Raw genomic sequence first — 17,738 nt, forward strand, 5'->3', positions numbered from 1 at the left:
CGAGCGACCGTCCAACGAAAGGCGGCTTCCATGCCCACGCCGACCGGGTCGCAAACCGTCCAGCAGGCCACGGAACAGCGCGCCGAGCAATTCCGCGACGCGCTCGGGCCATTCGTGGTGGCGGCCGAGACCACGCGGATGCCGATGGTGTTCACCGATGCGGATGGCGCGGGCAATCCGCTCGTCTTCGTCAACGACAGCTTCGTGGCGCTGACCGGATTCGCGCGCGATGCGATCATGGGTCAGGATCTCCTGTCGCTGCTGGGCGACGTGGCGGACAGTGGCACGCTGTCGTTGATCGAGGCCGCGCTGGGCACCGGGACCGACGGCACGTGGGAACTACAATGTCGCCGGGCCGACGGGGTCGAGTTCCTCGCCGCTGTCTATCTTAGCCCAGTTCGTGACCAACAGGGGGCGATCAGGCAGAATTTTCTTTCCTTAGTGGAACTCGGCGGACACATCGACCGGATGTTGAAGCAGCGTAACGAATTCCATGCCTTGTACGAGCAGGCACCCGGGTTCATCGCCGCATCGGAAGGCCCAGACCATGTCTTCACCTTTGCCAATGCATCCTACAAGCGGCTGGTGGGGCATGACGATCTGGTCGGCAGGACCGTCGCCGATGCCCTGCCGGAAATCGTCGATCAGGGGTTCATCGCCCGCCTCGACCAGGTGTTCGAGACCGGCGAGCCGTTTCTCGGCACGGGCGTGCCGATCCGCTTCGGCGCCGCCGACGGCGGCACCAGCGCACCGCGCTATATCAACTTTGTTTATCAACCGATTCGTAACGCCCGGGACCGGATCACCGGGCTGTTCTGCGAAGGGTATGACGTCACGCTGGAACGCGAGGCTGCCGACGAATTGGCCGCGTTGCAGGCGGACTTGATCCATGTATCGCGCGTCAATGCGATGGGGGCGATGGCGACCACGCTGGCGCACGAACTCAACCAGCCGCTCGCCGCGATTTCGAGCTACGTCGCCGGGTGTCAACGGCTGATCGATCCAGCCGCCGCCAACGCCGACAAGCTGCGCGAGGCGTTGGCAGCGACTGAAGAGGCTTCGCAGCGCGCCGGCGACATCATCCACTACCTCCGCGACCTGACCCGGCGCGGTACGCCGACCAACACCAGCTTCGATCTGCGGGCCGCGATCGGCGAATGCGTACGGCTAGTAAGTGCCGGGCGGTCCGAAGCGCTCGATATCGTGAACGACACATTGGACGACGTGACAATGATCGCGGACCGCGTGCAGATTCAGCAGGTTGTCATCAATCTGCTGTGCAACGCTGCCGAGGCCACGATTGCTGCAGACCGAGACCGAATGACGATCGGCGCGGAGATCACCGCCGACCACGTGATCGTTAGCGTCACTGACACGGGCGGCGGAGTGTCGGCCGAAGCCGCAAAAGGTATCTTTTCCTGGTCCGATTCGAACAAGGCGGGCGGAATGGGCCTCGGCTTGTCGATCTCGCGCACGATCGTCGAAGGGCATGACGGCCGGATCTGGTTGGAGCGGAGCGATCGAACCGGGTCGACATTCTGCTTTTCGCTACCGCGCGGGAGGATGATCCCGATCGCGGACCTTGAGATGCAGGATGGCTGAAGCCGACGCTACGTTCCACCGCTCGATCGATCCCGACTCGATGGCAGCTTCCCGTGATACCCCGCCTTCGACGCGCGTGGTGTATATCGTCGACGACGACAGCATGGTGCGACGATCGCTATCCTTTTCGCTGGCGACCGCAGGGTTCGCGACCCGCGCCTTCGCCTCGGGCCGCGATTTCCTCGACGCAGTCGATTCGCTCGGGTCGGGCTGCGTGCTCTTGGATATACGGATGCCGGACATCGACGGGATCGCGGTGCTGGACCAGCTCGCCACCAGGGCGCAACGCTTCGCGGTCGTCGCGATGACCGGGCATGGCGATGTCCATACTGCCGTCTCGGCAATGAAACGCGGCGCGCAGGACTTTATCGAAAAACCTTTTTCCAATAAAGCCTTGGTCGACGTTTTGACGACTCTGTTTCAAGCCCTGCCCGCCCAGGCGGATGCCGATGCCGAGCATCGGGATGCGATCGATCGCGTCACCAAACTGACATCGCGCGAACGCGACGTGCTACGCGGGATGGTCGCCGGGCAATCTAGCAAGACCTTGGCCCATGAGCTCGGTATTGGGATCCGCACCGTCGAGATGCACCGCACGCACTTGATGGCGACGATGGGCGCGAGATCGCTTGCTGACGTCGTGCGGATCGCGCTGACGGCGGGGATGTCCACTGCGGACCGATAGGCGCCTCAATGCGTCGGACGGCAGCGACGCTCAGCGATTGAGCGCCGCCATTTGCGGCGCGGCGTAACGCGTGCCGTCGGCGGCCCCGCGGGGAAGCGCCGCGTTCAGCCTCGCGAGGTCGTCGCTGGTCAGCGCCACATCGAGTGCGGCTATATTCTGTTCGAGATAGGCGACGCGCTTGGTCCCCGGAATGGGTACGATGTCCTGGCCCTGCGCCAATACCCATGCGAGCGCGAGCTGCGCGGGCGTGCAGCCCTTGTCGTTCGCGATGTTTTTGATCGCGGCGACAAGGTCGAGGTTGTGCTGCAAATTCTCGGCTTGAAAGCGGGGGTGGTTGCGGCGGGTATCGCCGTCGTCGAGATCGTCGGGCGAGGTGTATTTACCGGTTAGGAAACCGCGCCCGAGCGGGCTGTACGGCACGAATCCGATGCCGAGCTCGCGTACGAGCGGCAGCAATGCCTCTTCGGGATCGCGGCTCCACAGCGAATATTCGGTTTGCAGCGCGGTGACCGGATGCACCGCGTGGGCGCGGCGGATCGTCTCGGGCGCGGCTTCGGACAGGCCGAGATAGCGAACCTTCCCCTCCTTCACGAGGTCAGCCATCGCGCCGACAGTGTCCTCGATCGGCGTCGCGGGATCGACGCGGTGTTGATAATAGAGGTCGATGACGTCGAGCCCGAGCCGCTTCAGGCTCGCCTCGCATGCCGAGCGGACATAGTCGGGACGACCGTTGATGCCCTTAAAGCTGCCGTCCTGACCGCGGACGTTGCCGAACTTGGTCGCGACCACGACCCATTCGCTACGCTCGCGGACCACCTTGCCGATCAGTTCCTCGTTTCGACCGACGCCGTACATGTCGGCTGTGTCGAGAAAATTGACTCCGCGATCGAGCGCGGCGTTGATCGTCGCGATTGATTGCGCATCGTCGCGGGCGCCGTAGAAATCGCTCATCCCCATGCAGCCGAGTCCCATCGCCGACACTTCGAGCCCCTGGCTGCCGAGCGCGCGCATCTTCATCGTTCAATTCTCCACTGTCATCGAACCCTGCGAACGAGCCGCAGACCGATATGTTGCCCGACCGGTTGAAACTCCTGCGTGAATGATGGGGCGGCGGCGCCGCTCTAATCGTCAGGCCGCCTTGCTTAGCCGCGCGTCGACGAGCGCGATCAAGTCGTCCGACGGCACCGGCTTACTGATGAAATAGCCCTGCGCCATGTCGCACCCGATGCCCCGCAGGAAGGCCAGCGCCTCCGCGTCCTCGATCCCCTCGGCGACGACCTTGAGCCCGAGCGCGTGCGCCATGTCCACGGTCGAGCGTACCATAACGGCGTCGGCGCGGTCGCGGTGCGCGTGTTGGACAAACAAGCGATCGATCTTGAGTTCCGACAGCGGCAATTGCTTCAGATAGGTCAGCGTCGATTGCCCGGTGCCGTAGTCGTCCATCGAGATCGCGATCCCGAGGTCGCGATAAGTTTCCAGCGTGGCCAGCGCCGCCGCTGGATCGGCGATCGCCGCCGATTCGGTAACCTCGAACACGATGCGATCAGGCGCAACGATGTTCTGCGCCAACAGCGCGCGCACCGCATCGGTGAACTCGCGACGGGTCAGCAGCTTGGCCGAAATATTGACCGCGGCGGTCATGCAATGGCCTCGCGCCTGCCACGCAGCGACATCGCGCATCGTCTGTTCGAGGACGACCAGCGTCAGCGGCGCGATGCGATCGGTCTGTTCGGCCAGCGGGATGAAGTGATCGGGCCCGATGAACCCCCGCGTCGGGTGGCACCAGCGAACGAGCGCCTCGACGCTCGCGATGCGGTCGGTCGCCAGCGAAAGCTTGGGCTGGTAATAGACGACGATCTCGCCCGCCGCGATGGCGTCGTCCAATTCGCCCATCAGCGACACCTCGCGCTCCATCTGCGCGCGATCGGTTGCGGCATGGGTCCAGAACACGCCGAGCCGCGCCGCATTCTCCGCCGCGGTCACCGCATCGATCAGCGAGGCGTCGATCCGGCTGCCTTCGCCATCGTCGATGCCGACCGTCAGCGTGACGTCGACGCGGCGGCCCTGCACCTCGATCGGGCGCAGCATCACCGTCCGCAGTGCGTCCAGCGTTGCCGACAAATCGGCTTCGGGGGTGACTCGCCACGCCAGGCAGCGATCGTCGATCCGGTACACGATGCCGTCGGCGCAGGTGAGTTTCAGGCGTTCGGCGGTGCGCAACACCGCATCGGCGAGCGACGCGGTGCCGAGGACTCCGGCCAGCGCGTCGAAATTGCCGATCCGCGCGACGGCCAGGGTGACCGCATCCTCGTTCGCCAGCGTCGCGCTCGCGGCATGGCGATTGGGGAGCTGGGTCGTCTCGTCGGTGACGCGTTGGCGGCGGAAGAGCGAGGCGATGATGTGACGACCGCGATAGCCCGTCGCGACCGCGATCATAATAAGCGCGGGTGACAGCGGATGCATCTGGCCCATCGCCTGCGCACCGATCGCCAGGCCGACCGCGACCGCGGCGCCCACGACCGACGCGACCACCAGCCCGATCGCGCTCGCGACGCGTCCGATCGCGAACGCCGCCAGGAAGCCGACCAGCAGCGCGAGCACCGGCGACAGCGCGACCGGCACGCCGCGCAGCAAGGTTTCCGCGGCCAGGGCCTGGATCACGACGCCGGGCAGCACACCCCAGCGCGGCGTGGCGTAGCGATCACCCATCTCGATCGCGGTCGCGCCGATCACGACGTCGCGTCCGGCGATGCTCCTGGGATCGAAATGCCCGTCGCGGATCGCGACGAAGCTGGACCGCGGGATCGTGTCGGGATCGATCCCGAAATCGATTGGAAACCCACTATCGGCGCGTCCCGAGCGACGCGCCATCAGCGCCGACAGCGATGGCCGCGGGATACCACCGTTCATCGTGCCCAGCGGCGCCTGGCGCACGACGCCGTCGCCGTCCGGACCCATGCTGACGCTGGCGAGCGTCGCGTGATTGCGAAACATGGGGAGCGGAAACGCATCGATCGTCCGTCGATCGCTCGCGGTGCCTTGCTGGCCAAAGGTGGGCAGCGCGACCTTGCCCCGCGCCGCGGCGATCGATTCGGCGAACGCCCGGTCCCCCGCGGCGTCCGCCGCCGACGAGACGTCGACATCGAACACGACCGATGCGGCACCCGCCGCGATCAGCCTATCGACGACCTGTGCGTAATTGGCGCGCGACCAGGGCCAGTGCTTGATCGCGGCGGTGCTGGCCGCATCCATCTCGACGATATGGATGCGGCCGCTCGCGGCCTTCCCCAACACTGCGAACCGCCATGGGTCGACCACCCGGTCCATGACGGTACCGATCCCGAGCAGCCATGCGAGCACGGCGACCATCAGCGCCGCGCCGGCCAGGCCAAGTCCCTCGGGTCGATATCTGGCGTTCACGATCAACTGCTCCGGTCCCTGTCCGTCGCCGACCGTGTCAGATGTTCTTCAACATTCCGTTATCTGACTCGACGGTGGGAAAAGCGAGCGAACCCTTGTCGTTGCCCTTGTCCTTGCCATCGTTACCCTTGCCATTGTCCTTGTCGCCGGGGTCGTCCTTACCGCCCTTGTCCTTGTCGCCCTTGTCGTCATTGCCGTTATCCTTGCCGTCATCGCCGGGAGGCGTGGTCGCAGGCGGGGCGGTCACCGGAGGCACAATAACAGGCGGCGGGGTCACGGCCGGTGGCGCCGGTGGAGGTGTCACGGGCGGTGGCGGCGGCGTGACCGGCGGAGTCACGACCGGTGGCGCGGGTGGAGGCGTCACGGGCGGTGGCGGCGGCGTGACCGGCGGGGTTACGACCGGCGGCACGGGTGGAGGCGTCACTGGCGGCGGTGGCGGCGTGACCGGGGGGGTCACAGCCGGAGGCACCGTTGCTGGCGGCTCGACCACTGGTGGCGTCGTCACCGGTGGCGGCGCAACGGGCGGTAAAGGCGCAGCGGCGGGCGGATCGGCGGGCGGCGGCGCTGCCGGTGGCGGCGTCGTCGCAGGCGGCGCTTCGGGCGCCGGAGGCGTAACCGCCGGAGGGGTGGCAGGCGCCGTTACCGGCGGTGACAAGGGAGCGGCCGGAGTCGCGACCGCCACCGGCGCCGCCACCGCGGCGATCACCGCCGCGACCCCGGAGGTGCCGCTCACCAATCCGCCCGTGAACCCGCCGAGGTCGACCGGCTTGGCGGTGATCAGCGAGGTGATGACGGCGGGCGCCGGGATGTCGATCGCCACCGCGGGTCCGGTATCGGCCGGCGCCATCGGCGTCGGCGCGGAGACCGCGATCACCGGCGTCGTCGCCGTGGCGGTTCCCGATCTGGTGGCCGCGGTCGGCGTCGCACCCTTGGCCGGTCGCGCCGGGGAATCGATCGTGCGGTTTTCGTCACCGGTGACGGTCAGGCGATAGAGATCGCTCGCGGCGATCGTCGCGACCCCGCCGGGGCGAATCAGATCGCGCGCACCGCCATCGACGGTCGCGACCTCGACCGCGCCTTCGACGACCTGCAGTGACGTCCCCGCGCCATCGACCGTGACCGAGAACGTCGTGCCCTTCACGACGGCGGCGAGGTAGGGCGTATTGACGCCGAAATGAGGCACGCCCTGTTTTTCGACTTTGAAGATCGCGTTGCCCAGATCCTGGATCATCTTGACGAAGCCGCCACCCGCCTGCTCGGTCGGCACGCGCATCCGGCTGTTCGCGGATACCGTCACGAAATCCTTATCATGGACCAGCACCGCGCGGCCGCTCGGTCCGGTCAGGATAGCATCGCCGGGCGCGATGGCCATGTTCCGCTTGGCGGCGAGTAGCGTATCGCCGTGGCGGATCGACACCGCGCCGGCGCTTTCGCTCACACGCCAGCCCCCGCTCTGCGCCATTGCGCTGGCGCTGACCGTCGCCAGAATTGCGGCAAAGACACCTTTCGCTGTGCGGCTGTTCATCGTCGATTCCCCATTGATTACAGCAGACCAACTAGGGCCAATGTCCTGCAACCATCTTGCGGAAGATGCTTACCTGCTTGGTAACTTCCGGAAGTTTTAACAATTCTTGGCCATGGTCCACTGAAGACCGGACCAAGGGACCAACCGAATGACGAAACGTCTGCTCGCGTGCGTGATCGCTGCGATGTTGATAGGAGCGCCGCCTGCCGCCGGGCAGCGCGCGCTCGACCGCGTCAATCCCGGCACCATTGAAAACCGCGAAACGTCCCCGGTCAAGCCTGCGGTCGGCCCGCCGCCGACCCCGATCATCGCGCCGCGGACATCCACCGTCGCGACCGGATCGGCGGCGATTACCGTTGGGGCGATCACGCTGGTGGGACTGCAGGTCCTCAAACCCTCTGAGTTCGCCGATGTGTTCGAAACCTATGTCGGGCGCACTCTTTCGCCCGGGGCGCTCGCGGGGCTTGCCGACGCGATCGTCGATCGCGCGCGCGCGCGCGGCTACCCGTTCGCCAGCGCGTGGATCGAGCCGCAGACCCTCACCGCGGGGCTGTTGCGGGTGCGGATCGACGAGGGATCGGTCGAGGATATCCGCGTCAGCGGCAACGACAATCCCGCGATCCGCCGCGCGCTCGCGCCGCTGATCGGCAGCGGCCCGGTGACGCTTAAGGCGCTCGAACGCCGCCTGCTGCTGGCCGGGGATATCGATGGGCTGTGGCTCAAGCGCACCCAGTTCGTGCGCGAACAGGGGCGCGGCGTCCTGCTCGTCGATGTTGGGCGGGATCGCACCAAGCTCCAGGTGACCCTGGCGAACGATGGGACCAAGCCGATCGGGCCCATCCAGCTCCAGCTCGACGGCGCGATCAGCCAGTTGTTCGCGGCGGACGATTCGCTCTCGACGACGCTGATCACGACCCCGCTGCAACCCAGCGAGTTCGCCTATGGCCGACTGCGCTACGCCAAACGTGTCAGCCGGACCGGCACGGAAGTCTCGTTCGCCGGCTCCTATTCGACCTCGCATCCCGGATCCTACCTCAACGACCGCGATATTTCAGGCAAAGGCTGGTCGCTGACCGGTGCGCTGCTCCAGCCGCTGCTCCGCAGCCGCAAGGCCAGCGTGTGGGGCCAGGCGTCGTTGTCGCTCCGCCAGGTATCGCAATCGCGCCGCGACGTGTTGGCGCGCAGCGATCGTCTCTCGGTCGCCCGGGTGGGCGTGTACGGCTTTTCTGACGCGCTGGGCGGCAAGCTGCGGGTCAATGCCACGCTGTCGCAGGGTCTCGATATCCTCGGCGCGACGCGGCACGGCGATCCGCTCGCGTCGCGCGGCGATGCCGGCGGCACCTTCACCACGCTGTCGATGTTCGCGGACTGGACCTCGCCCACCGTCGGACCCGCCAGCGTGCGCCTGAGCGCTGCAGGTCAGGTCGCGTCGAAACCGCTGCTGGTCTCCGAAGAGGTCGGTCTGGGCGGCGGATCGTTCCTCCGGGCGTACGACTATAGCGAGCGGATGGGCGACCAGGGTTATATGGGCTCGGCGGAAGTACGGTTCGACCTGCGCGACAAGATCGGCTTCGTCCTGAAGCCCCAGGTTTACGCCTTCATCGACGGCGGCCGGGTGACCAATCTCCGCGACGGCTATGGTGGCGGTACGCTCTTTTCCACGGGTGGCGGCGTCCGCGCATCGATCACCCGCACCGTACAGGCGAGCGCGGAGATCGCGGTACCGCTGTCGGGTATCCGCTATGACAGCGGCAAGGCGAACCCCGTCTTCAACTTCAGAATCACTAAGAGCTTTTGATTATATTCGTTTAATGACAGCTATTTACCACTGTTTCCTACATAAAGATTCTAGGTATTTGAGATACGAACGAGGGCCGTTCGAAAGCAGCGGGTGGCTCGCTTTCGAACGCCCCCTTTTTTGTACTAGCGCCGCCCCACCTTGCGGATGATCCCCGTAAAGCTGAGCACCGGCCGGTCATCGGCGGTGACAAGCCCGCGGACGAAGACGGTCGAGCGTGCAGCGCGGGTGATGTCGCCGCGCGCCTCGATGAACTCGCCGACCCGTGCCGAATCGAGGAAGTCGCCCGACAGGTTCATCGTTACCCCGAACGATCCCTCCATCGCGGGACGCGCGATCGTGAAGAGCGCGCTGTCGGCGAAGGTCATCAGCAGCCCGCCGTGCATGAACCCGCCACCATTCATGTGCTCGACCCCCGCCCGGAACGCGCTGATCCCCGCGCCGTGGTCATCGACGCGCTCGTAGAACGGCCCCGCGCGCTGTTCGAACGCGTCGCTTTCCCACGTCGACCACCCCGCCCAGTCGCCGGTCGTGATCGCGCGCAGACGGCTGTCGCGTTCGCTGGTCTGTGCGGTGCCGATCTGTTCGCTCATGTCGTATGCCCCCTTTTGCCCCCTGCCCCGCGTGTCTCGCTGATCGAGTATTTGGGGGCATCGTCCATCGTACGCGCGAGCGTATCGAACCGTCCGCCCTCGATGCGGATTTCGTTGAAGGCGGGCGGGCTGTGCCGCGTGCGCTTCGACAGCGTCCCCGCGCCGATCATCCGGATGGTCCAGCCGCCGCGCTCGACGGGAACGTCGAACGGATCATGGACATGTCCCGACAGCACCGCATGCGCTCCCGCCGCCGCCAGTTCGGTCAGCGCGGCGTCGCCGTGGCGCGTCCGCGCGGTGCCCGTGGTCGGGCCGTCGATCAGCGGATGGTGCGCGGCGACGAAGATCAGGTTGCCCGCGGGCGCCGCGGCGATCATCGCGAGCGCCTTGTGCAACGCGCCGCGGCTCACCCGCCCCTTCGACCAGTTCCAACGCCATTGCGCGCGCGCGGTCGTCTTGAGCGGCACGATGGTGACGCCGGGGATATCGAGCGGTTCCTCGATCATCTCCTCGATCGCGGCATAGCGCTGATAGGGCGCGAACAGGCGGCGGAACGGGTCCCAATAATAGGGGATGTCGTGGTTGCCGACCTCGAGCGTCACCGGGACGCCGAGGCTGCGCAGCCAATCGCCTCCTGCCTGGAATTCGCGGCGGGTGGCGCGCATCGTCAGGTCGCCGGTCATGATGACCGCGTCGGGGCGTTCCGCGGCGACGAGGCGCGCGAACCACGCGATCGCGGCGGGATCCTCGGCGCCGAAATGGACGTCGCTGACGTGGAACAGCTTGATCATCGCATGGTCGCTAGCGGTTCGGCCCCCCGGTAGCCACCCCATGACGCCCGCGCACTCGATCGTCAGCCTGATCTCACCGCTGACAAAGGTCTTTGCGCGAACATCGTATGAATACCCCGCGGGATCGAACAGCACTCCCCTGCGTATTGAACTGATGCCTCCGGCGCCGCCGATCGGCCGCCGTTTCAATTTGAAACAAATTCCGCTGGTTAACTGCTTAACGAATTAGGCACCCTGTTGGCCTGGGCGTATTTTCTCAATTCGGTGCCGAGTCGGATCGATCCGACGATGACCAATGCGGAGATGAGGTAGATGGCAAACAATGCAAATTCTGCTGGCGCTGTTCGCGACATCGCCACGATCAGCACGGGCGTCACGATCACCGGCGACGTCGATTGCGCGGGCGAACTGCAGATCAGCGGGCGGGTCAACGGCGAAATCCGCGCGCCCGCGGTGTTCGTCGAAGTCGGCGGCGAGGTAAACGGCGGCATCAACGCCGATCGCTTGCGGGTGGCGGGCTCGGTCGACGGCACGCTGAAGGTCGGCGATCTGGTGATCGAACCCAATGGCGAGGTTCGCGGCGATGTCCAATACGGCAGGCTGAAGGTCGCGGCCGGCGGAGTCATCGAGGGAAAATTCGCGCGCTCGGGCGTGCAGCCCACGGCGATGGCGGAGGAACGCAGCGTGAAGCTGGTTCCCCCGGCGGACACCGAGAACCCTCGCCGCGTCTACGTCGATTGATCGGGGGGCACGGACGGGCCGGACTTCATGACCTCCCTCGAAGACCTGCTGCCTGAGCCGAGCCCGAGCGACCTGCTGAAGCGGCTGCGGTCGATCCTGGCCTATGCGGCCGAGGGCGGCGCGCTGGGGCGCGAGCATGCGGTCATCTATCTCGACCTGCGCCAGCGACTGCTCGATTCGGACATCGGCAAGCTGCTGCCGGGGTTTCTCTACCAGTGCGTCACGGTGTTCCGGTTCAAGGAATTCATCGCGCTCTACGATCCCGACACCGAGCTGCGGATCGCGTTTATCGACCGGATGATCGCGCGGTGCATCGCCATCCATCCGCCGGAGAGCGCGCCCAAGCCGTCTGGCGACGACCAAGAGCCCTGGACGTTCTAGGCCGTGATTGGCGTCCCTTCTTCCTCCCATTCCGAGCCCACGACATGAGCGCGATGGCCTCGCGGTTGGCGACGCTGCCCTGTCGACTGGGATTTCATAAGCCGGTCGCACCCGGTATGTGGAACGGCGGCTATTGCTTCACGACATGCAGCCGGTGCGGACGCGACATGGTGCGATCGCTGTTCGGCGAATGGCATGTGCCGGTTGATTTCCGGGTCGTCTGGCACGCCAGGCCGTCGGAGCCCCTCGCCGAGCGCGCAGCACCACCCCCACCAGCGATGCCGCAATCCGCTGCGCCGGTGTCGGCCAGGGTAGTCGCCCCCCCGATGCCCGCTCGTCCACCGGTGTCCGCGCCGAGCCGAAAGGCCAAGATGGATAAACCCGAGCCCCGGTCGCCGTTCGATTTCGACGATTTCGGCTGAACCGGCGCGCAGGCATCGCGCGACCTGAACCCCGGTTGCATCCGCGGCGCGCCCGCGCCACGATAGGTCGCAGTGATTGACCCGTCGTCAGGATTCCCGTTCCATGATCAAGCCGTTTCTCCTCCTCGCCACCACCGCGCTCGCGGTATCGCCGATCGCCGCGCAGCCGCAGGGGCAGCAGCAGGGCGCCGAATCGATGATGCCAGCGGGCGGCGACATCCCCGCGAAGTTCACGCCGCCCACGACCGCGAACGATTATGTGAAGCGCGAGGTGATGATCCCGATGCGCGACGGGACCAAGCTGTACACCGTGATCGTCATCCCCAAGGGCGCGACCAACGCGCCGATCGTGCTGACCCGCACGCCGTATAATTCGACCGCGCGCGCCAGCCGGTCCGACAGCCCGAGCATGCTCGCAACGCTGCCGTTGTCCGACGAAATATTCGTGAAGGGCGGCTACATCCGCGCCTATCAGGACATCCGCGGCAAATATAAGTCTGAGGGCGATTATATCGTCACCCGCCCCGTGGTCGGCGCGCTCAACCCGACGAAGGTCGATCACACCACCGACGCCTACGACACGATCGACTGGCTGGTGAACAAGGCCAACCTGCCCGAATCGAACGGCAAGGTCGGGATGATCGGGTCATCCTACGAAGGCTTCACCGTCGTCATGGCGCTGCTCCACCCGCATCCCGCGCTCAAGGTCGCGGCACCAGAGAGCCCGATGATCGACGGCTGGATGGGCGACGACTGGTTCCATTACGGCGCGTTCCGTCTCGCCAACATTGCGTGGCTCGGTGCGCAGACCGGGTACAAGGGCGCGGGTTCGGCCCCGCCGACCGGCGGCTATGACGATTACGACAATTTCCGCGACGTCGGGTCGGCGGGCGAATGGGCGAAGAAGTCGGGCTATGACCAGCTCCCCTATTGGCAGCGGATGGTCGCGCACCCAGCCTATGACGAGTTCTGGCAGGGCCAGGCGCTCGACAAGCTGGTCGTCGCCAATCCCGCCGATGTTCCGACGATCTGGGAACAGGGATTGTGGGACCAGGAGGATATGTACGGCGCGATCAATACCTGGGAAGCGCTCGCCGCGAAGGGGAAGACCGGCAACAACTTCCTGGTGATGGGGCCATGGCGTCACAGCCAGGTCAACCGCACCGGGCGCAGCCTCGGCCCGTTCGAATGGAACGGCGACACCGCGGCGCAATTCCGCGAACAAATGGTGCTGCCGCTGTTCGATCAATATCTGAAAGACGGCCCGCCCGCGAACCTGCCGACCGCCGCGATCTACAACACCGGCGAAAACCATTGGGACCGGTTCGCGCGCTGGCCGCTGTCGTGCCAGCAGGGCTGCGCCGCCCCGCTGACCCCGATCTATCTGGAAAGCGGCGGCGACCTCGGCTTTGCGACCGCAGCGGCGGGGAGCGAAAGCTATGTCTCCGATCCGAATAAACCCGTTCCCCATCTGCCCCGCCCGGTCAATTTCAATGACGGGCGCTGGGGCGACTGGCTGGTGAGCGACCAGCGCGGGGTCGACGGACGCCCCGACGTGATGACGTACCAGACGCCGGTGCTGACCAAGGCGGTGCGCGTGTCGGGCGCGCCGATTGCGGATATCTTCGCCAAGACGACGGGCACCGATGGCGATTTCGTCGTCAAGGTCGTCGACGTCCTACCCGCCGAGAATGCGACCGACCCCAAGATGGGTGGATACCAGTTGCCGATCAGCCTCGACATCTTCCGTGGCCGCTATCGCGACAGCTTTGCGAAACCCTCGGCGATTCCCGCGGGCAAGGTCCAGGAATATAAGTTCCGGCTGCCGACCGTAAATCATGTGTTCGAACCCGGCCACCGGATCATGGTCCAGGTCCAGTCGAGCCTGTTCCCGCTCTACGATCGCAACCCGCAAAAATACGTCCCCAACATCTTCCTCGCGAAGAAAACGGATTATCAGAAGGCGACCGTGACGCTGGAATATGGCGGCGCCAGCCTGAGCCGGGTGTGGTTGCCGGTGGTGCCGGTCGATCAGGCGGCTGCGATGGCAAAATAGAGGACGGGACACGCCCCGGCGGAGCAAAAGCTTCGCCGGGGCAAGAAAAGATGGGCAGCGCGCCGCCGCGGGCTTCCCGATATGGGCTGGGTGACAGATACCATCTCCATGGCCAGCCTGACCCATCTCGACCGGCTCGAATCCGAGAGCATCCATATCCTGCGCGAGGTCGTCGCGGAGGCGACCAAGCCGGTGATGCTCTATTCGATCGGCAAGGATTCGGCGGTGATGCTGCATCTGGCGCGCAAGGCCTTTTATCCCGCGCCGCCGCCCTTCCCGCTGCTCCATGTCGACACGACGTGGAAATTCCGCGCGATGTACGACCTGCGCGACAAAATGGCGGCGGCGGCGGGGATGGAGCTGATCGTCCATCGCAACCCGGAGGCGGAAGCGCGCGGGATCAACCCGTTTGACCATGGCGCGCTCCACACCGATCTTTGGAAGACCGAGGGGCTGAAGCAGGCGCTCGACCAGCATGGCTTCGACGCAGCATTCGGCGGCGCGCGGCGCGACGAGGAAAAGGCGCGCGCCAAGGAACGCGTGTTCAGCTTCCGATCGGCGACGCACCGCTGGGACCCCAAGAACCAGCGCCCCGAGCTCTGGCACCTCTACAACGCGCACAAGGCGAAGGGCGAGAGCATCCGCGTGTTTCCGTTGTCGAACTGGACCGAACTCGACATCTGGCAATATATCCAGGCCGAAGACATTCCGATCGTCCCGCTCTATTTCGCCGCGCCGCGCCCGACGGTGGAGCGTGACGGGATGCTGGTGATGGTCGACGACGACCGCTTCCGGCTTGAGCCCGGCGAAACCCCGGTCGAACGCTCGGTCCGGTTCCGCACGCTCGGCTGCTATCCGCTGACCGGCGCAATCGAGAGTGAGGCGACGACGCTGCCCGAGATCATCAAGGAAATGCTGCTCGCGACAACCTCCGAACGCCAAGGTCGCGCGATCGACAAGGACGCGGATGGCGCGGGCATGGAGAAGAAGAAGCAGGAGGGGTATTTCTGATGGATGTCCGCACCTCCCCTTCCGAGGATCACGGCTATCGCGCCGATGCGCTGATCGCCGAAGACATCGGCGCGTATCTCGACCGACATCGCCACAAGACGCTGCTACGCTTCATCACCTGCGGGTCGGTCGACGACGGCAAATCGACGCTGATCGGGCGGTTGCTCTACGATTCGCGGATGATCTTCGCGGACCAGCTCGCCCGCCTCGAGGAGGATTCGCGGCGGGTCGGCACGCAAGGCAACGACATCGATTTCGCGCTGTTGGTCGATGGGCTCGCCGCCGAGCGCGAACAGGGCATCACGATCGATGTCGCGTATCGCTTCTTCGCGACCGACACGCGCAAGTTCATCGTCGCCGATACGCCGGGGCATGAACAATATACCCGCAACATGGTGACCGGCGCGTCGACCGCGGATCTCGCGGTGATTCTGGTCGACGCGCGCAAGGGCGTACTGACCCAGACCCGGCGGCACAGCTATCTCGCGCACCTGATCGGCATCCGCCACATCGTGCTCGCGGTGAACAAGATGGACCTCGTCGGCTACGACCAGCCGACCTGTGATGCGATCGTCGCGGACTATCGCGCGTTCGCGACCAGCATCGGCATCGACGCGTTCACCGCGATTCCGATCAGCGGGTTTCGCGGCGACAATATCGCGAACCGATCCGACGCGACGCGGTGGTACGACGGCGCGACACTGATCGAACATCTCGAGACGGTCGAGGTCGATGCCGCCGCGGACGAGCGCGCCGGGTTCCGCCTCCCCGTCCAATGGGTCAACCGCCCCGACCTCGATTTCCGCGGCTTCGCGGGACAGATCGCGAGCGGACGCGTCGCGCCGGGCGACCCGGTTCGGGTGCTCCCGTCGGGGCGCACGTCGAGCGTCGCGCGGATCGTGACGCAGGGCGGTGACCTCGACGTCGCGGTCGCGGGGCAATCGGTGACGCTGACCCTCGCCGACGAGATCGATTGTTCGCGCGGCGACGTGATCGCGACCGCCGACGAACCCCCTCAGGTCGCCGACCAGTTCGAGGCGACGATCGTGTGGATGGCGGAGGAAGCGCTGCTGCCGGGGCGCACCTATTGGCTGAAGCTCGGCACCCAGACCGTGTCCGCTAAGGTGCGCGAGCCCAAATACCGGATCGACGTCAACACCACGCAGCATCTCGCCGCGCCGACGCTCGACCTCAACGATATCGGCGTCGCCGAGGTGGCGACCGATCGCGGCATCGTGTTCGCACCCTATGCGCAGAGCAAGCAGCTCGGCGGCTTCATCCTGATCGACAAGGTGACCAACGCGACCGTGGCGGCGGGGATGCTCAACTTCTCGCTCCGCCGCGCGCAGAACATCCATCACCAGCCGATCGACGTCACCCGCGAGCAACACGCTGCGCTGAAAAACCAGAAGCCCGCGGTGCTGTGGTTCACCGGGCTGTCGGGGGCGGGCAAATCGACGATCGCCAATCTCGTCGAAAAGCGGCTCACGCGTATGAACCGTCACACCTTCCTGCTCGACGGCGACAATGTCCGCCACGGGCTCAACCGCGATCTCGGCTTCACCGATGCCGACCGGGTCGAGAATATCCGCCGTGTCGGCGAGGTCGCGCGGCTGATGACCGATGCCGGTCTGATCGTCATCACCGCGTTCATCTCCCCCTTCCGCGCCGAACGCGCGATGGTGCGCGACCGGATGAAGCCGGGCGAATTCATCGAGGTCCATATCGACACCCCGCTCGCCGACGCGGAGGCGCGCGACGTGAAGGGGCTCTACAAAAAGGCGCGCAGCGGCGAGCTCAAGAATTTCACCGGAATCGACAGTCCGTATGAAGCCCCCGAACACCCGGAAATCCGGATCGATACGACGCGGATGACCGCCGACGAGGCCGCCGACGCGATCGTCGCGGCGCTCATCGCATGAGGGGGATCGCATGAGCATGACCGACGCCGAACTCGCCGCGCATCTCGCCGCGGTCGCGGGGCGGCTGCTGATCGAGGTGCGCGATTGCGGGGTGTGTGAGGGCGCGGCGCTGGGCAAGGTGGGGGATCAGACCGCGAACCAGTATCTGGTCCACGCGATCCGCGCCGCGCGCCCCGACGACGGGCTGCTCTGCGAAGAGATGACCTGCGACGGCACTCGGCTCGATCACCGCCGGGTGTGGATCGTCGATCCGGTCGACGGCACCCGCGAATATGGCGAGGGCCGCGACGATTGGGCGGTCCATGTCGCACTCGCGATCGACGGCGTCGCCGACATCGGCGCGGTATCGCTTCCCGCGCTTGGCCTCGTGCTGCGGTCGGATCGTCCCGTCCCCCTGCCCCCGATCGGCGATCCGCCGCGGATGGTCGTCAGCCGCACCCGCCCGCCCTCCGCTGCGCTTGCCGTCGCCGAGGCGATCGGCGCGACGTTGATCCCGATGGGATCGTCGGGCGCGAAGGCAATGGCGGTGGTGCGCGGTGAGGCCGACATCTACCTCCACACGGGCGGCCAATATGAATGGGACAACGCCGCCCCGATCGCGGTCGCCAAGGCGTACGGCCTCCACTGTTCGCGGGTCGACGGATCGCCGATGGTCTATAACTGCGACGATCCGTATCTGCCCGACCTGCTGATCTGCCGCCCCGAGCTCGCCGCGCGCGCGCTGGCGATCGTCGCGGACCTGCCAAAGGGGGGATGAGGGGGATCATTGACTGGCACGGGCAAGCCGCCAA

The 17,738-nt window shown here is 66.0% G+C and carries 15 protein-coding genes; 10 read left to right on the forward strand and 5 right to left on the reverse strand.

Features of this window, described 5'->3' with window-relative positions:
* The first annotated feature begins 30 nt into the window (after positions 1 to 30).
* Positions 31 to 1,602, forward strand: a complete 1,572-nt coding sequence (locus EAH84_RS02970) for a PAS domain-containing sensor histidine kinase (protein WP_161978317.1) — start codon at positions 31 to 33, stop codon at positions 1,600 to 1,602.
* A gap of 40 nt (positions 1,603 to 1,642) precedes the next feature.
* The gene (locus tag EAH84_RS02975) at positions 1,643 to 2,287 is read left to right on the forward strand and encodes a response regulator transcription factor (protein ID WP_140868394.1); all 645 of its coding nucleotides are present in this window, start codon (positions 1,643 to 1,645) and stop codon (positions 2,285 to 2,287) included.
* A 30-nt stretch (positions 2,288 to 2,317) separates the two neighbouring features.
* Here the strand turns inward: EAH84_RS02975 and EAH84_RS02980 are convergent, their stop codons facing one another.
* From EAH84_RS02980 to EAH84_RS02990, 3 genes are all read right to left on the reverse strand, one after another.
* Positions 2,318 to 3,304, reverse strand: coding sequence for an aldo/keto reductase (locus EAH84_RS02980; protein WP_140867492.1), 987 nt, complete (start codon positions 3,302 to 3,304; stop codon positions 2,318 to 2,320).
* A gap of 111 nt (positions 3,305 to 3,415) precedes the next feature.
* A complete protein-coding gene (locus tag EAH84_RS02985; RefSeq protein WP_241656429.1) occupies positions 3,416 to 5,707 on the reverse strand; it encodes a putative bifunctional diguanylate cyclase/phosphodiesterase in 2,292 nt (763 codons plus the stop codon).
* A 37-nt stretch (positions 5,708 to 5,744) separates the two neighbouring features.
* Positions 5,745 to 7,232, reverse strand: coding sequence for a FecR family protein (locus tag EAH84_RS02990; protein ID WP_140867495.1), 1,488 nt, complete (start codon positions 7,230 to 7,232; stop codon positions 5,745 to 5,747).
* A gap of 148 nt (positions 7,233 to 7,380) precedes the next feature.
* Here EAH84_RS02990 and EAH84_RS02995 point away from each other — a divergent pair, with 148 nt between their 5' ends.
* On the forward strand, positions 7,381 to 9,030 hold the full coding sequence (locus tag EAH84_RS02995; RefSeq protein ID WP_140867497.1) for a ShlB/FhaC/HecB family hemolysin secretion/activation protein: 1,650 nt from the start codon (positions 7,381 to 7,383) through the stop codon (positions 9,028 to 9,030).
* A 125-nt stretch (positions 9,031 to 9,155) separates the two neighbouring features.
* Here EAH84_RS02995 and EAH84_RS03000 read toward each other — a convergent pair whose 3' ends face one another.
* Together EAH84_RS03000 and EAH84_RS03005 are read right to left on the reverse strand one after the other, a co-directional pair.
* A complete protein-coding gene (locus EAH84_RS03000; RefSeq protein WP_140867499.1) occupies positions 9,156 to 9,623 on the reverse strand; it encodes a PaaI family thioesterase in 468 nt (155 codons plus the stop codon).
* Positions 9,620 to 10,414 (reverse strand): metallophosphoesterase family protein, encoded by a 795-nt coding sequence (locus EAH84_RS03005; RefSeq protein WP_140867502.1) that lies wholly within the window; start codon positions 10,412 to 10,414, stop codon positions 9,620 to 9,622. Before EAH84_RS03005 ends, EAH84_RS03000 begins: the two co-directional genes overlap by 4 nt.
* A gap of 312 nt (positions 10,415 to 10,726) precedes the next feature.
* Between EAH84_RS03005 and EAH84_RS03010 the strand changes: the two genes are divergently transcribed.
* The 7 genes from EAH84_RS03010 to EAH84_RS03040 all read left to right on the forward strand — a co-directional run bounded on the left by EAH84_RS03010 (position 10,727) and on the right by EAH84_RS03040 (position 17,704).
* Entirely contained in the window at positions 10,727 to 11,155 is a 429-nt protein-coding gene (locus EAH84_RS03010; RefSeq protein WP_140867505.1) for a bactofilin family protein, read from the forward strand.
* A 27-nt stretch (positions 11,156 to 11,182) separates the two neighbouring features.
* Positions 11,183 to 11,536 carry a hypothetical protein gene (locus tag EAH84_RS03015; protein ID WP_140867508.1) on the forward strand — a complete coding sequence of 118 codons (354 nt, stop codon included), beginning with the start codon at positions 11,183 to 11,185 and terminating at the stop codon, positions 11,534 to 11,536.
* Between the two features lie 44 nt (positions 11,537 to 11,580).
* A complete protein-coding gene (locus EAH84_RS03020) occupies positions 11,581 to 11,958 on the forward strand; it encodes a hypothetical protein (RefSeq protein ID WP_140867510.1) in 378 nt (125 codons plus the stop codon).
* 103 nt (positions 11,959 to 12,061) lie between these two features.
* Complete coding sequence (locus EAH84_RS03025; RefSeq protein WP_140867514.1) at positions 12,062 to 14,014, forward strand: CocE/NonD family hydrolase; 1,953 nt, start codon at positions 12,062 to 12,064, stop codon at positions 14,012 to 14,014.
* Between the two features lie 108 nt (positions 14,015 to 14,122).
* Entirely contained in the window at positions 14,123 to 15,025 is a 903-nt protein-coding gene (gene cysD, locus EAH84_RS03030) for a sulfate adenylyltransferase subunit CysD (RefSeq protein WP_140867517.1), read from the forward strand.
* On the forward strand, positions 15,025 to 16,947 hold the full coding sequence (cysN, locus tag EAH84_RS03035; protein WP_140867519.1) for a sulfate adenylyltransferase subunit CysN: 1,923 nt from the start codon (positions 15,025 to 15,027) through the stop codon (positions 16,945 to 16,947). The genes cysD and cysN overlap by 1 nt, the downstream gene beginning before the upstream one ends.
* Before the next feature lie 10 nt (positions 16,948 to 16,957).
* Positions 16,958 to 17,704 carry a 3'(2'),5'-bisphosphate nucleotidase CysQ gene (locus EAH84_RS03040; protein ID WP_140867522.1) on the forward strand — a complete coding sequence of 249 codons (747 nt, stop codon included), beginning with the start codon at positions 16,958 to 16,960 and terminating at the stop codon, positions 17,702 to 17,704.
* Positions 17,705 to 17,738: the final 34 nt, after the last annotated feature.

The organism is Sphingomonas oligophenolica, assembly GCF_006438955.1.
Lineage (GTDB): Bacteria > Pseudomonadota > Alphaproteobacteria > Sphingomonadales > Sphingomonadaceae > Sphingomonas > Sphingomonas oligophenolica_A.

Bases quoted from the DNA above. Each gene is read 5' to 3' on its own strand.
- EAH84_RS02970 (WP_161978317.1), top strand. From the start codon at position 31: ATGCCCACGCCGACCGGGTCGCAAACCGTCCAGCAGGCCACGGAACAG.
- EAH84_RS02975 (WP_140868394.1), top strand. From the start codon at position 1,643: ATGGCAGCTTCCCGTGATACCCCGCCTTCGACGCGCGTGGTGTATATC.
- EAH84_RS02980 (WP_140867492.1), bottom strand. From the start codon at position 3,304: ATGAAGATGCGCGCGCTCGGCAGCCAGGGGCTCGAAGTGTCGGCGATG.
- EAH84_RS02990 (WP_140867495.1), bottom strand. From the start codon at position 7,232: ATGAACAGCCGCACAGCGAAAGGTGTCTTTGCCGCAATTCTGGCGACG.
- EAH84_RS02995 (WP_140867497.1), top strand. From the start codon at position 7,381: ATGACGAAACGTCTGCTCGCGTGCGTGATCGCTGCGATGTTGATAGGA.
- EAH84_RS03000 (WP_140867499.1), bottom strand. From the start codon at position 9,623: ATGAGCGAACAGATCGGCACCGCACAGACCAGCGAACGCGACAGCCGT.
- EAH84_RS03005 (WP_140867502.1), bottom strand. From the start codon at position 10,414: ATGATCAAGCTGTTCCACGTCAGCGACGTCCATTTCGGCGCCGAGGAT.
- EAH84_RS03010 (WP_140867505.1), top strand. From the start codon at position 10,727: ATGGCAAACAATGCAAATTCTGCTGGCGCTGTTCGCGACATCGCCACG.
- EAH84_RS03015 (WP_140867508.1), top strand. From the start codon at position 11,183: ATGACCTCCCTCGAAGACCTGCTGCCTGAGCCGAGCCCGAGCGACCTG.
- EAH84_RS03020 (WP_140867510.1), top strand. From the start codon at position 11,581: ATGAGCGCGATGGCCTCGCGGTTGGCGACGCTGCCCTGTCGACTGGGA.
- EAH84_RS03025 (WP_140867514.1), top strand. From the start codon at position 12,062: ATGATCAAGCCGTTTCTCCTCCTCGCCACCACCGCGCTCGCGGTATCG.
- cysD (WP_140867517.1), top strand. From the start codon at position 14,123: ATGGCCAGCCTGACCCATCTCGACCGGCTCGAATCCGAGAGCATCCAT.
- cysN (WP_140867519.1), top strand. From the start codon at position 15,025: ATGGATGTCCGCACCTCCCCTTCCGAGGATCACGGCTATCGCGCCGAT.
- EAH84_RS03040 (WP_140867522.1), top strand. From the start codon at position 16,958: ATGAGCATGACCGACGCCGAACTCGCCGCGCATCTCGCCGCGGTCGCG.